The organism is Pseudomonas sp. SIMBA_068, from assembly GCF_046534705.1.
Classification (GTDB): domain Bacteria; phylum Pseudomonadota; class Gammaproteobacteria; order Pseudomonadales; family Pseudomonadaceae; genus Aquipseudomonas; species Aquipseudomonas putida.
In genome coordinates this window covers 1-260 of record NZ_JAWRYI010000849.1, presented here as the reverse complement: position 1 = coordinate 260, position 260 = coordinate 1, and the positions used below count along the sequence as shown (strand labels likewise).

Genomic DNA, 260 nt, shown 5'->3' with positions numbered 1-260 from the left:
AGAGATCAGAAAACTGGGTAAAGGCGATCATCTGGTGAAGCTGAAAACCAGCCCGCAGGCACGAAAAAAGTGGCCGGGACTGGGAAATGAAGTGACTGCCCGCCTGCTGACCGTGACGCGCAAAGGAAAAGTCTGCCATCTGCTGACGTCGATGACGGACGCCATGCGCTTCCCCGGAGGAGAAATGGGGGATCTGTACAGTCATCGCTGGGAAATCGAACTGGGATACAGGGAGATAAAACAGACGATGCAACGGAGCA

At 54.6% G+C, this 260-nt stretch carries 1 protein-coding gene; it reads left to right on the top strand.

Annotated elements, in window-relative coordinates; genetic code table 11:
- On the top strand, positions 1-260 hold a 260-nt coding region (locus SB756_RS31735), incomplete at both ends, for a transposase (protein WP_410913456.1).